At 27.1% G+C, this 13126-nt stretch carries 14 protein-coding genes; 11 read left to right on the forward strand and 3 right to left on the reverse strand.

Features of this window, described 5'->3' with window-relative positions:
• The first annotated feature begins 1 nt into the window (after position 1).
• The 8 genes from tpiA to ACTT90_RS06430 are packed head-to-tail and all read left to right on the forward strand — an operon-like array spanning position 2 to position 6426.
• The gene (tpiA, locus tag ACTT90_RS06395) at positions 2–739 is read left to right on the forward strand and encodes a triose-phosphate isomerase (protein ID WP_440937942.1); all 738 of its coding nucleotides are present in this window, start codon (positions 2–4) and stop codon (positions 737–739) included.
• A 6-nt stretch (positions 740–745) separates the two neighbouring features.
• A complete protein-coding gene (secG, locus tag ACTT90_RS06400; protein WP_440937943.1) occupies positions 746–1045 on the forward strand; it encodes a preprotein translocase subunit SecG in 300 nt (99 codons plus the stop codon).
• Between the two features lie 40 nt (positions 1046–1085).
• The gene (locus ACTT90_RS06405) at positions 1086–2702 is read left to right on the forward strand and encodes a CTP synthase (protein WP_440937944.1); all 1617 of its coding nucleotides are present in this window, start codon (positions 1086–1088) and stop codon (positions 2700–2702) included.
• The gene (kdsA, locus tag ACTT90_RS06410; protein WP_440937945.1) at positions 2699–3523 is read left to right on the forward strand and encodes a 3-deoxy-8-phosphooctulonate synthase; all 825 of its coding nucleotides are present in this window, start codon (positions 2699–2701) and stop codon (positions 3521–3523) included. Before ACTT90_RS06405 ends, kdsA begins: the two co-directional genes overlap by 4 nt.
• Positions 3524–4780: a phosphopyruvate hydratase gene (gene eno / locus ACTT90_RS06415; RefSeq protein WP_440937946.1), complete on the forward strand. Its 1257-nt coding sequence runs from the start codon at positions 3524–3526 to the stop codon at positions 4778–4780.
• On the forward strand, positions 4780–5079 hold the full coding sequence (locus tag ACTT90_RS06420; RefSeq protein ID WP_440937947.1) for an FtsB family cell division protein: 300 nt from the start codon (positions 4780–4782) through the stop codon (positions 5077–5079). Before eno ends, ACTT90_RS06420 begins: the two co-directional genes overlap by 1 nt.
• Complete coding sequence (gene lipA, locus ACTT90_RS06425) at positions 5069–5989, forward strand: lipoyl synthase (protein WP_440937948.1); 921 nt, start codon at positions 5069–5071, stop codon at positions 5987–5989. Before ACTT90_RS06420 ends, lipA begins: the two co-directional genes overlap by 11 nt.
• Positions 5989–6426, forward strand: coding sequence for a type II toxin-antitoxin system RatA family toxin (locus ACTT90_RS06430; RefSeq protein ID WP_440937949.1), 438 nt, complete (start codon positions 5989–5991; stop codon positions 6424–6426). The genes lipA and ACTT90_RS06430 overlap by 1 nt, the downstream gene beginning before the upstream one ends.
• Here ACTT90_RS06430 and ACTT90_RS06435 read toward each other — a convergent pair.
• The 3 genes from ACTT90_RS06435 to ispF are packed head-to-tail and all read right to left on the reverse strand — an operon-like array spanning position 6423 to position 8479.
• Entirely contained in the window at positions 6423–6881 is a 459-nt protein-coding gene (locus tag ACTT90_RS06435) for a CinA family protein (protein ID WP_440937950.1), read from the reverse strand. The two genes, ACTT90_RS06430 and ACTT90_RS06435, sit on opposite strands and share 4 nt — an antisense overlap.
• A 1-nt stretch (position 6882) precedes the next feature.
• Positions 6883–7383 carry a phosphatidylglycerophosphatase A family protein gene (locus ACTT90_RS06440; protein WP_440937951.1) on the reverse strand — a complete coding sequence of 167 codons (501 nt, stop codon included), beginning with the start codon at positions 7381–7383 and terminating at the stop codon, positions 6883–6885.
• Entirely contained in the window at positions 7376–8479 is a 1104-nt protein-coding gene (gene ispF, locus ACTT90_RS06445; RefSeq protein WP_440937952.1) for a 2-C-methyl-D-erythritol 2,4-cyclodiphosphate synthase, read from the reverse strand. The genes ACTT90_RS06440 and ispF overlap by 8 nt, the downstream gene beginning before the upstream one ends.
• A gap of 15 nt (positions 8480–8494) precedes the next feature.
• On the opposite strand from ispF, the gene ACTT90_RS06450 reads away from it, so the two are divergent.
• From ACTT90_RS06450 to trkA, 3 genes are read left to right on the forward strand one after another with little or no spacing between them, the layout of a single operon-like run.
• Entirely contained in the window at positions 8495–10276 is a 1782-nt protein-coding gene (locus tag ACTT90_RS06450; protein WP_440937953.1) for an ATP-binding protein, read from the forward strand.
• Positions 10276–11631 (forward strand): sigma-54-dependent transcriptional regulator, encoded by a 1356-nt coding sequence (locus ACTT90_RS06455; RefSeq protein WP_440937954.1) that lies wholly within the window; start codon positions 10276–10278, stop codon positions 11629–11631. The genes ACTT90_RS06450 and ACTT90_RS06455 overlap by 1 nt, the downstream gene beginning before the upstream one ends.
• 1 nt (position 11632) lies before the next feature.
• Positions 11633–13024, forward strand: a complete 1392-nt coding sequence (gene trkA / locus ACTT90_RS06460; RefSeq protein ID WP_440937955.1) for a Trk system potassium transporter TrkA — start codon at positions 11633–11635, stop codon at positions 13022–13024.
• Positions 13025–13126 lie beyond the last annotated feature (102 nt).

Here is a 13126-nt window from a genome sequence, read left to right on the forward strand (position 1 = left end):
AATGACAAATAAATATATGTATTTTGTAGCTAATTGGAAAATGTTTGGTGATTTTAAATCTCTAAAACTAGTAAACAAAGTCATTAGCTTTAGTAAAAAATTTAAATCCTCAAAATTTAAGATAATTTATCTACCACCTACAACTCTAATCTGCCCAATGGCTCAGATGGTAAAAAATACTAAAATTAAAGTAGGTGCGCAAAACTGTCATCATCAAGATAATTATGGAGCTGAGACAGGTTCGATAAATGCCAAGATGGTAAAAGGTGTAGGTGCAAAGTATGTAATTTTAGGTCACTCCGAGAACCGTGAAAATGGAGAAAGTGATAAACTTATTAATCAAAAAATTAAAACAGCATTAAAAAACAAATTAAAAGTAATTTTTTGTATTGGAGAAAAAATTAAAGATAAAAGAAATAAAAAAACTAAATCAGTTTTATCTAAACAAATAAAACTTGGTCTTAAAGGAGTTAAATTAGATAATAATATTATAATTGCTTACGAACCAGTATGGGCAATTGGGAGTGGTATGATACCTAAATCAAATGATTTATTAAATGCAATAGATTTCATTAAAAGTAGATTTAAACAAAATCTAAAAATTCTATATGGTGGTTCTGTAAATGATAAAAATATAAATGAATTAAAAACTATTCATAATATTGATGGTTTTTTAGTAGGTGGTGCCTCTCAAAATTCAAAAAAATTTATTGATATAATAAAAAAAACATATAATTAACCTCGCATGGAAAACATATTATTAGTATTAAATATCATTTTTGCTTTAATTTTAGTTTTACTAGTTTTAGTTCAAAAATCTGAAGGTGGAGCTCTAGGTATTGGTGTTTCTCAAGAAAATTTTATGTTTTCAAGATCAGCTGGTAATTTTATGACAAAAGCAACAGCTGTTGTTGCTACTTTATTTATAATTTGCAGTCTTGCTTTAACGATAGTTTCTAGAGGAGAATTAACACCTACAGGTTCAGTTTTAGATACTGTTGAAGAACAAAGTGAAGATACTCCTGCAATTCCTGAGAATAATTAATCCTTTTCATTTTCATTTTTAAGGTCTATAAGATAATTCCATGGCGCGATATATTTTTGTCACTGGCGGCGTGGTTTCTTCCCTTGGTAAAGGTCTCTCTTCTGCTTCCCTTGCATATTTATTACAATCAAGAGGTTACAAAGTTCGTTTAAGAAAATTAGATCCTTATTTAAATGTGGATCCAGGAACCATGAGTCCATTCCAACATGGAGAAGTTTTTGTAACTGATGATGGAGCAGAAACAGACTTAGATCTAGGTCATTATGAAAGATTTTCAGGTGTAACGGCAAAGAAAACAGACAATATTACAACAGGTAAAATTTACAGTGATGTTCTTAGAAAAGAAAGAAAAGGAGAATATCTTGGAAAAACAGTTCAAGTTATTCCTCACATCACAGATAGAATTAAAGAATTTATAAAATATGAAACATCTAAAGAAGATTTTGTTATTTGTGAAATAGGTGGAATAGTAGGAGACATAGAAAGCCTTCCTTTTGTAGAAGCTATACGACAATTTTCAAATGATATTGGAAAAAAAAATGCTTTATTTATTCATCTAACTTTAGTTCCATATTTAAAAGCATCTGATGAAATAAAAACAAAACCAACTCAACATTCTGTTAAAGAGTTAAGAAGTATTGGTATTCAACCTGATATTATAATTTGTAGATCAGAAAGACCAATACCCCTAGAACATAGAAAAAAAATATCTTTGTTTTGTAATGTAGATATCAAGAATGTAATAGAAACTGTTGATGTTAAAACAATCTATGAAGCACCAATAAGTTTTGCAAAAGAAAAGTTAGATGTCCAAGTTTTAGATTATTTCAAATTAAAATCTAAAAAATCAAATAATTTAACACCTTGGAAGAAAATTACTAAAATTACTCTTAATACAAAAAGACATGTTAATATTGCAATTATTGGTAAATACGTCGAATTAAAAGATGCATATAAATCTTTAGATGAAGCGCTTACTCACGGGGGAATATCCAATAATCTTAAAGTAAATTTAGTTAGAATAGACTCTGAAAAATTAAAAGTTTCTGAAATAAAAAGTAAACTTAAAAATGTTTCAGGAATTTTAATTCCAGGTGGATTTGGCAAAAGAGGAACAGAAGGTAAAATTGAAGCGATAAGATATGCAAGAGTAAATAAAATCCCTTTTTTAGGAATTTGTTATGGAATGCAAATGGCAATTATTGAATTTGCTAGAAATCAATTAAAAATCAAAAAAGCAACTTCCTCTGAGTTTGATAAAGGAGGTGTTCACATTATTGGTTTGATGTATGAATGGGAGAAAAGTGGCAAAAAAGTTAAAGGAACTGATAAAGATTTAGGGGGCACTATGAGACTTGGTTCTTATGATGCAATCTTAAAAGATAAATCTAAAATTAGAGATATTTACAAATCGAGATTAATTAAAGAAAGACATAGGCATAGATACGAAGTGGATATTTCGTATAAAGAAAAATTTGAGAGCAAAGGATTAATATTTTCAGGTTTATCCCCAGATCATAAGCTTCCAGAGATAATTGAACTTAAAAATCATCCTTGGTTTATAGGAGTTCAGTTTCACCCTGAATTTAAATCTAGACCTTTGAGCCCACATCCTTTATTCTCTTCTTTTATCAAAGCAGCAAAAAATCATAGATGAGTGCGATTAAAGTAAATTGTGAAAATATAGAAATTTCAAACAATAATAAGATTTGTATTATTGCAGGTCCTTGTCAGTTAGAAACTGAGCAACATGCAATGGACATGGCAGGAAAAATTAAAGAAATTACCTCAAAATTTGGTCTTGGATTTATTTACAAAACTTCATTTGATAAAGCGAACAGAACAAGTCTAAAAGGAAAAAGAGGAGCAGGATTAGATGCATCACTTCCTGTGTTTGATAAAATAAAAAAAGAATTGAATGTTCCTATTTTAACAGACATTCATAATGCTGAACAATGTGGAATTGTTTCAAAACATGTTGATGTTTTACAAATCCCAGCTTTTCTATGCAGGCAAACAGACTTATTAATTGCTGCAGCTAAAACAAATAAAATTATTAATGTTAAAAAAGGTCAGTTCTTAGCTCCGTGGGATATGGTGAATGTAACAAAAAAAATTTCTGAGTCTGGAAATGATAAAATATTGGTAACTGAAAGAGGAGCAAGCTTTGGTTATAACACTTTAGTATCAGATATGAGATCATTACCTATAATGGCTAAAAATGGTTACCCAGTTATTTTTGATGCAACTCACTCAGTTCAACAACCAGGTGGACAAGGTGAAAAAAGTGGTGGTCAAAGAGAGTTTGTTGAATATTTAGCAAGAGCAGCAGTAGCTGTTGGTGTTGCAGGTGTTTTTATTGAAACACATCAAGACCCAGACAATGCTCCATCAGATGGACCCAATATGGTTCCAATAGATAAATTAGAAGATCTTCTAAAACAATTAAGTGATATCGATAATCTTATAAAAAATTAAGTGAGTAAAATTCTTAAAGTTAAAGCAAGACAGGTTTTTGACAGTAGAGGAAATCCAACTGTTGAAGCAGAAGTTTATGTCAAAAACAAAAGTGCAAAAGCAATATGTCCGTCTGGAGCCTCAACTGGAACATATGAGGCATATGAAAAAAGAGATACCAATAATAAAAGATATTTAGGTAAAAGTGTATTTTCTGCAGTGCATTTAGTTAACACTAAAATATCAAAAGCTTTAAGAAATAAGAATATTCATGACCAAGAAAGAATAGATGAAGTTTTAATTAACTTAGATGGCACAAGGCAAAAAATAAAATTAGGTGCCAATGCTATTTTAGCAGTTTCGATGGCTGCAAAAAAGTTATCAGCAAAAGTTAAAAAAATTCCACTTTATAAGTCTTTTTATATAACAAAAAACTTTCAACTTCCTTATCCATTGATGAATATAATCAATGGGGGAGCTCATGCCAATAACGGTCTTAGAGTTCAAGAGTTTATGATTAGACCCGATAAAGCAAAATCTTTTTCAGAGGCAATGAGAATTTGTTATTTAGTAATTAAAAACTTAAGTAAGTTAATTAAAGCAAAGGGTTTATCTACATCTGTAGGTGATGAAGGTGGATTTGCACCAATGATTGATAACAATAATCAAGCATTAGATTTAATTGTTTTATCTATCAAAAAATCAGGCTTTAAAAACGGTAAAGATGTTTCAATATGTTTAGACGTTGCAGCTAATGAATTATTTAAAAAAGGAAAATATTCCATTCATTCAAAAAAATATATTTCAGTTGAAAAATCGATTTTGGAATACAAAAAAATGATTAATAAATACAAAATTAAATCTATAGAAGATCCATTTGCAGAAAATGATTGGATGGCATGGAACAAATTAATGAAAGCAATTAACAAAGTACAAATAGTAGGTGATGATTTATATGTCACAAATTTAGAAAGATTGAAAAAAGGATTTTTAAATTTATCTTCTAATTCAATATTGATTAAACTAAATCAAATAGGAACAGTTTCTGAAACTTTAGATGTTATAAAATTTGCGCAAACAATTGGATTTGAAACAATAATTTCACATAGATCTGGAGAAAGTGAAGATACATTTATTGCTGATTTGGCAGTTGGGACAAATTCCAATCAAATTAAAACAGGCTCTTTAGCAAGGTCTGAAAGAGTGGCTAAATATAACCAATTATTGAGAATTGAAGAAGAACTTGGAAAAAAAGCAAGAATGAATAAAATTCATTAATGCTTAATAAATTAAAAAAAAATTACTTCATAATAGTCTCATTTTTTTTGATCTTGTATTTTTTTACTAATTTATTATCTGGTGATAGAGGTCTTTTTTCATATTTTGAAAAAAAAGATCAATTAAGTAAACTAGAAAAAAAAGAAATGTTGCTGACTAAAAAAATTGAAGATTTGACTTTTAAAAATTCACTTTTAAGTGACAATCTTGATTTAGATTTTATTGAAATATTAATAAGAGAAAAATTTCTTTTTGGAAAAAAAGGCGAAAAAATTTATATAATTAAAAATGAAAACTAGACACCCAGAAAAAGTAAATAAACCAGTTAACCCGATTAAGAAGAAACCTGAATGGATTAGATCTAAATTATCCAATAGCAAAGAATTTTTTTTAACAAAAACAATTGTAAACAATAATAATTTAGTAACTGTTTGTCAGGAAGCAAACTGCCCAAATATTACAGAGTGTTGGAGTAAAAGACATGCAACATTTATGATTATGGGAGATACTTGTACAAGAGCATGTGCCTTTTGTGATGTTAAAACTGGTGTACCTGGAAAATTAGATCAATTAGAACCTGTTAAAATTGCTGAAGCAGTTAAAAAATTAAACTTAAGACATGTAGTGATTACATCTGTCGATCGTGATGATTTAGAAGATGGGGGATCTAATCATTTTTATGAAGTAATTAACCAAACTAGAAAAACGAACCCAAATACAACTATTGAGGTATTAACACCTGATTTTTTAAGAAAAGGTGATGCATATAAAAAAGTTTTAGAGGCAAAACCTGATGTTTTTAATCACAATATTGAGACAGTACCAAGTTTGTATTTAAAAGTAAGACCAGGCTCTAGATATTTTGCATCTTTAGAACTTTTAAAAAATGCAAAACTTCATGATAAAAATATTTTTACTAAATCTGGAATTATGGTTGGTCTTGGTGAAACTAGAGATGAGATTTTACAAGTAATGGATGATCTAAGGGCTGCAGACGTTGATTTTTTAACAATTGGTCAATATTTACAACCTTCAACAAAACATTATCCATTAGATAGATATTACGATCCAAAAGAGTTTGATGATTTGGGTACCATTGCTAAAGCAAAAGGTTTTTTATTAGTATCATCATCTCCTTTAACAAGATCTTCTTATCATGCAGATGAAGATTTTGCTCAATTGAAAGAAAATAGAATTAATAGTCATTAATGCCTAAGGCATCAGTTAAAAGAATAATAGATAAGAAAAAAAAAAAACTTATTGAATTTGTTCTTGATATAGAAAAATACCCTGAGTTCATTCCTTTTTGTTTAGACTCTAAGGTTTATGAAAGGAAAGAAGAAAGGGACAAAATTTTTATTATTGCAGATCTTACAATTGGTAAAGGTCCATTTAACGATACTTATAAAAGCGATGTAAGATTTGATAAAAAAACTGATACCATTCATGTTACTAATATAGAAGGCCCATTAACTCATTTAGAAAATAATTGGAAGTTTGTTGAAAAAAACAATATGACGGAAGTTTATTTTGATGTTGATTTTGAAATTAAGAATAAGTTTTTAAATATGCTAATGGAAAAATCTTTTGAATACGGACTAAATAGAATTGCAGATGCTTTTCAAAAAAGAGCAGAAACAATTTAGATTAAAGAATTAACCAACTCTAATGCTCTATTTACGGTTGCTTTTTGAATAGCACTTCTTGTTTTTTTCTTAAATATGTTTTTAGTTATTAACAATTTGTTTGATCTTTTAACTCCTATATAAACCAGTCCCACAGGCTTTAATTTAGTACCTCCTTTCGGTCCAGCTATTCCAGTTATAGATACATTTATATGAGTTTTAGAAAGTTTTGATAAACATTTTACCATAGACTCACAACATTCAGCACTTACAGCGCCGTGTTTTTGAATTATCTTTTTGTTTACTTTTAAAACATTAATTTTCGCATCATTAGAATAGGTCACTAAACCAAGATTAAAAACTTTAGATGCTCCACTAATTGATGTGATAGTTGATGCTAACATCCCACCTGTACAAGACTCCGCAAAAGAAATTTTTAGTTTTTTTTGTTGAAGTTTTTTAACAATATTTTTCATATTAGATGTAGCTTTTAACCATCATAAAACATATTAATGATAAAACAACATAGAAGCCCGCACAAACATCATCCATTACAACACCAAAGCTATTTTTCTGTTTTTTATCAAAGTAACTTACTGGAAAAGGTTTTTTGATATCAAAAAATCTAAAGAGCACAAAACAAATTGCATAAATGATAATGGCTTGATCTGTTGCTTTTTCAGTTTCATGTGAAATTTCATATAAATAAATTGGGATTGCTTGACCAATAAACTCATCAATAATTATTTCACCTGGATCCTTATTTTTACTATCTTTAGTATGATTTTTAATAGCTATGAAAGAATAAGCAAAAGTTATTAATAAAATTAAAAGTACTACATTGGATGAAATATTTAAAATATGAAAACAAATAAACAACATTGTAACAGTTGCTAAAGATCCAAATGTCCCTGGAATAAACCCAATTCTTCCAAGACCTAACATTGTTACAAAAAGAAAATTAAATTGTTTAATCATATTTTGAAATAGAAACTATAACTTCACAGGCAATTGCTTTTTCTTTACCTATCAAGCCAAGTTTTTCTACAGTTTTACCTTTTAAATTAATTAAGCTTTCATCAATATTAACTAGTTTAGATAAAGATTTAATTATCTTATTTCTATAAATAGATATTTTAGGTTTCTCACATATCAAATTAATATCAATGTTATTGAAATAAAAATTTGCTTTATTTAATCTATCAATTACTGGTTTTAACATTTTGGGCGATCTAATATTCTTAAATTTATTTTTGTTACTAGGAAAATAAGTACCAATATCTTTTAGTCTAAGAGCACCTAAAATTGCATCTATTATTGAATGTAAAATAACATCACCATCCGAATGACCCTGAAGTCCAGAATGGAATGGAATTTTAATGCCTCCCAAATATAAAGTCTTATCTTGAATTAATCGATGAATATCAAACCCAATACCAAGATAAGTTTTATTTATTTTAATATCTTCTTTAAAAGTAATCTTTTGATTATTTTTTTCTCCCTTAACAAATTTAACTTTTTGATCTGTATCTATAAATAAAGTTGCTTCATCAGTGATTTTATTTTTTTGTTTTACAGCAAGCTCATATAAGTTTTTATATCTAAACGCTTGTGGGGTTTGAGTAAGATAAGAGTTGTCTCTATTAAGGTTAAATATTTTATTTTTAACTTTATATTTTAACGAGTCGCTAGCAGGCATTGCTGGAATTACTGCAATATTTTTTTTTAGATTTTTGACTAATTCATTTAGTAACTTAATTGAAAAATCAGGTCTTGCTGCATCATGAATTAGAATGTTTTTTGGTTTATATTTTTTTACATATTTAATTGCATTAAGAGATGAATCTGATCGTTCTTTACCACCTCTAATAATAATAAGATTTTTGTTTTTTATTTTGATTCTGTTGGGGGCATTTGTGACCAAAATTATTTTGTTAAATAATTTTGATTTTAAAGCTTTATCAATTGAATGAGCATAAATTGGTTTATTTTTATAAATATTAAACTGCTTAGGGGTTTTAGACTTAAATCTTTTGCTTTTTCCAGATGCTAATATTATAAAAACACTATTCATTGTATTTTAAATTTAATGACTGAATTTTTAAAAAAAAATATATTTATCATAATCATCTTTACAATAACCTTATTTATTGGTTTTTTGACTTTTTTAACTTTTATTGACAAAAGTTTTTTAAAATTAACACAGCAAAATTTACAATATTTATTAGTAATTAATATTATATTATTAGCAATATTATTTGGATTTATTTTTTATGAGGTAAAAAAGTCTATCAAAAATGACATTGACAAAGATGGCTTAAGTTCAAATAAAAAATATATCACCTATTTTTCTTTATTTACTCTTATTCCCTCAATATTGATATCAATCTTCTCTCTATTCCTTTTTTCATTTGCATTAGAAAAATATTTTGACAAAAAAGTTACAACGGTTGTGAATAATTCTTATGAATTAGCAAAAAGTTATGTTCAAGAAGTAAGAAACAAAATTGAATCTGATATAGTTTTAATTGCTTTTGATACAAACAAAAGTAAGAATTTTTTATCAAATAATGAAAAAGAATTTAAAAGATTTCTTAAAACACAACAATTAATTCGAGATGTAGATGAAATCCATATAATTAATGAAAATAAAGAATTAATATTATCAACAATAGATAACAATCAAAAATATATACCTCCCACCGATCAGGCACTTAAGATGGTTTTAACAGATGATAGACCATTAAAAATTATTAATGCAATTGAAAATAAATCAGGTGCAATAATGCGCTTACAAAACTTTGATAATAAGTTTTTATATGTTGTAAAGTTTTTAGGAAAAGATATTTCTAGATATCTTAATGAATCTCAAGAAGCTATTAACTTTTATTACACAGTAGAGGAAAAGAGTACAGGTATAAAAATTTCTTTTGCTATTATTTATTTAATAATAGTTACATTACTTTTATTTTTGTCAATAACAATTGCTATTCGTTTTTCTTCAAGGTTTTTTAGGTCAATAAATAACTTGATATTAGCATCTTCAGCTATTGGAGATGGTAATTTGAATTCAAAAGTCCCTGAAATAAAAACGGACAAAGATCTTGAAATGCTAAATAAAAATTTTAATTCTATGATAGATAAATTAAAAGAAACTCAAGAAAAACTTATCATTAATGAAAGGCACGAAGCTTGGGGAAATTTAGCTAGAAAATTAGCTCACGAAATTAAGAATCCTTTAACACCCATACAGTTAACAATTGATAGAATTAAAAGTAAATTTGCTGACCAAATCTCTAAGAATGATCAAGAGAATTTCAAAGAAAATTTAAAAATAATTAATAATCAGATTAAACAAATTGAAAAATTGGTAAATCAATTTTCTGATTTTGCTAGAATGCCCAAACCTATTTTAAGGGAAAATGATTTAGTAAATATTTTTAAAGATAACATAAAGTTATTAAATGAGCTGGATAAATCGATAAATATTGATTTTAAGTTTAATAATGAGAAAGTTATTTTAAATTGTGATAATGAACAATTGAGCAGGGTATTTTTTAATTTAATAAAAAACTCGATAGAAAGTATTCATCAACGAGCTGAAAAAGAAAGTAATTTTAATAAAAATATTTCTATTGATTTAAATGATTATGATGACCATATAAAAATAATTATGATTGATAGCGGTATTGGTTTTGGTATCTTTGCTGCAAATATTAAAGATATTTTAAATCCGTATTTTACAACGAAAAAAAATGGAACTGGATTAGGATTATCAATTGTAAATAAAATTGTAAATGACCATAATGGCAAGATTGATTTTATCCCAATTGATAATGGAGCAAAAATAGAAATAAGATTTTACAAATAATGACTGCTGAAATTTTAATTGTTGATGATCATGCTGATATTAGAAATATATTAAAAGATTTAATTTCAGACCAGGGCTATAAAACAAGAGTTGCAGCTAACTTTGATCAAGCATTAAGCGAGATTGATAAAAAATTACCAGATGTTGCAATACTAGATGTAAAATTAGACAAAGGTGACAATGATGGAATTGAACTATTAACACACATAAAAAATAAAAACAAAGATGTTCCTGTTATTGTGATTTCTGGACATGCCAATATAGAAATGGCTGTAAAATCTTTAAAGCATGGTGCATTTGAATTTATAGAAAAACCATTTGATCAAGAGCGATTACTAAACTTTGTTGATAGAGCTGTAGAAAATTATAATCTTAAAAAACAAAACCGAGAATATGAAACTAAATTATTTTCTTCATATGACTTAATAGGAAATAGTAAAAATTTAGTCTCCATCAAAGACCAGATTGAAAAAATTTCATTAACAGAAAGTAGAGTGTTTATTAATGGACCTTCTGGTTCAGGTAAAGAATTAATTGCAAGAAAAATTCATAAACAATCTAAAAGAAATAAAAGACCATTTATTATTTTAAATGGAGCATTATTAGATAGTCAAAAATATGAACTTGAGTTATTTGGCGAGGAAAAAGAAAATGGTATTATTTCTTATGGTGCATTAGAAAAAGCCAATAAAGGAACATTACTTATTGATCAAGTATCTGAGATACCTTTAGACATTCAATCTAAGATATTAAGAGTTTTAATTGATCAAAAGTTTAAAAGGATAAATGGAAACACTGATATTAATGTTGATGTAAGAATTATTTGTGCATCCAATAAAAACTTAAAAAATGAAATTGAAATAGGAAATTTTAGAGAAGATCTTTACCATAGACTAAATGTGTTTGAAATTAATATAGAACCTTTGAGTCAAAGGATCTCAGATATTCCATTATTAATTAAATATTTCTCACAGAAAATTGCTGACAATTATAATTTGAGAGAATTAGATATTGATGAAGATAATAATTATTTATTAAATCATACTTGGCCTGGAAATGTTAGAGAGTTAAGAAATTTGATTGAAAGAATTGCAATTTTGCAACCTGATACAAAAGATAAAGTTTCAAATATAATAAAAGAGTCACTAAAATCGGATAATTTAAGTGAAAAAATCACTGAAAATAGCCTATCTGTGCCATTAAAAGAAGCTAGAGAAAAATTTGAAAAAGAGTATTTATCTATCCAACTTAAAAAATTTAATGGAAACATATCTAAAACTGCAAACTTTGTTGGCATGGAAAGAAGTGCATTACATCGAAAATTAAAAGGTTTGGGAATAAAAGAATTTAACTAAAATGAATATAATTATTTGTGGCGCTGGAAGAGTGGGCTACACGATTGCAAAATTACTTAGTGAACAAGGTCACTCTATAACTGTGATTGATTTATCAAGTGAAGATATTCAAAAAATTAATGATACTTTAGATGTGAAAGTAATTGTTGGTAAAGCAACTTATCCATCAATTCTTGAAAAAGCTAATGCCTCTGAGGCTGACATGATTATTGCTGTTACAAGAAATGATGAAATAAATATGTTAATTTGCCAAATAGCATTTTCAATATTTAATGTACCAAAAAAAATTGCAAGAATTAGATCTCAAGATTATTTAAATCCTAAGTTTACCAGGGTTTATAATAAAGAAAATTTGCCAATAGATGTCATTATTTCACCTGAGTTAGAAATTGCTAAATCTATACAAAGAAAACTTGAAGCACCCGGTGCTTTAGACAGTGTTCCATTCGCTGAAAATAAAATTAGATTATTAGAAATTTTGATTAAAGATAATTGTTCATTAATTGATGTAAAACTAAATGATATGACAAAAAAATTTCCAAAACTGGAAGCTAATATTGTTGGTATTATTCGAAATGGTAAGTTTTTGATTCCCAAAAAAACTGCCACTATTCAAAATGAAGATAAAATTTACGTAATTATTAATTCAAATCAAATGTCAGAGACCTTAGATGCTTTTGGTCATAATGAAAAAATTTCAAAAAAACTCTTAATAATAGGTGGTGGAAATATTGGTTACAATTTAGCAAAAAATTTAGAGGAAACTTATGATGCTGCTAGAATTAAGATAATTGAAAAAAGTAGAGAGAGATCAGAATTTTTAGCTAATGAATTAAACGACTCAATTGTCATTAATGGCAATGGTTTAGATGAAGAAGTTTTAGCAGAAGCAAATTTAGAGGAAGCTGAAACAGTATTAGCATTAACAAATGATGATGAGGACAATTTAATGGTAAGCGTTCTTGTTGAAAAATTTGCGAAAGATAATGAGGGCATCGAAGATAAAAGAACAATGGCCTTAATTAACAAGCCAAATTATTCTTTATTACAATCATCTTTAAAAATTGATGATTTTATTGACCCTAGAATGAATACAGTATCAAGCATTTTAAAACATGTTCATAAAGGAACAATTGAGACTGCATATACTATTCTTAATGGGGAATATGAAGTAATTGAAGCCGACATTATTGAAACTTCTGAATTAATAAACAAATCTTTAAAAGACTCAGGTTTGCCAGAAGAAATTAGGATTGGAGCAATTTTAAGAGATGGCAAGATTATTATTCCTCGATCAGATTTTTTTTTTCAAAAAGATGATACAGTTGTTTTTTTAGCAAAAAAAGAAACCATCTCATTAGTGGAAAATCTATTTAGAATAAGTTCAATTTAATAAATGTTAAAATTAAGACTTAAGTATTTAAGTGTATTTTTTGCTTTAGTTTCAATATTGTCTTTTTTTAATGTTCTTTATTCTTATTATTTTAATTTATAT

It is taken from the genome of Candidatus Pelagibacter sp. (assembly GCF_052049935.1).
Lineage (GTDB): Bacteria > Pseudomonadota > Alphaproteobacteria > Pelagibacterales > Pelagibacteraceae > Pelagibacter.

Bases quoted from the DNA above. Each gene is read 5' to 3' on its own strand.
- ACTT90_RS06440 (WP_440937951.1), bottom strand. From the start codon at position 7,383: ATGATTAAACAATTTAATTTTCTTTTTGTAACAATGTTAGGTCTTGGA.
- ACTT90_RS06420 (WP_440937947.1), top strand. From the start codon at position 4,780: ATGCTTAATAAATTAAAAAAAAATTACTTCATAATAGTCTCATTTTTT.
- lipA (WP_440937948.1), top strand. From the start codon at position 5,069: ATGAAAACTAGACACCCAGAAAAAGTAAATAAACCAGTTAACCCGATT.
- ACTT90_RS06430 (WP_440937949.1), top strand. From the start codon at position 5,989: ATGCCTAAGGCATCAGTTAAAAGAATAATAGATAAGAAAAAAAAAAAA.
- secG (WP_440937943.1), top strand. From the start codon at position 746: ATGGAAAACATATTATTAGTATTAAATATCATTTTTGCTTTAATTTTA.
- trkA (WP_440937955.1), top strand. From the start codon at position 11,633: ATGAATATAATTATTTGTGGCGCTGGAAGAGTGGGCTACACGATTGCA.
- kdsA (WP_440937945.1), top strand. From the start codon at position 2,699: ATGAGTGCGATTAAAGTAAATTGTGAAAATATAGAAATTTCAAACAAT.
- tpiA (WP_440937942.1), top strand. From the start codon at position 2: ATGACAAATAAATATATGTATTTTGTAGCTAATTGGAAAATGTTTGGT.
- ACTT90_RS06405 (WP_440937944.1), top strand. From the start codon at position 1,086: ATGGCGCGATATATTTTTGTCACTGGCGGCGTGGTTTCTTCCCTTGGT.
- ispF (WP_440937952.1), bottom strand. From the start codon at position 8,479: ATGAATAGTGTTTTTATAATATTAGCATCTGGAAAAAGCAAAAGATTT.
- ACTT90_RS06435 (WP_440937950.1), bottom strand. From the start codon at position 6,881: ATGAAAAATATTGTTAAAAAACTTCAACAAAAAAAACTAAAAATTTCT.
- ACTT90_RS06450 (WP_440937953.1), top strand. From the start codon at position 8,495: ATGACTGAATTTTTAAAAAAAAATATATTTATCATAATCATCTTTACA.
- ACTT90_RS06455 (WP_440937954.1), top strand. From the start codon at position 10,276: ATGACTGCTGAAATTTTAATTGTTGATGATCATGCTGATATTAGAAAT.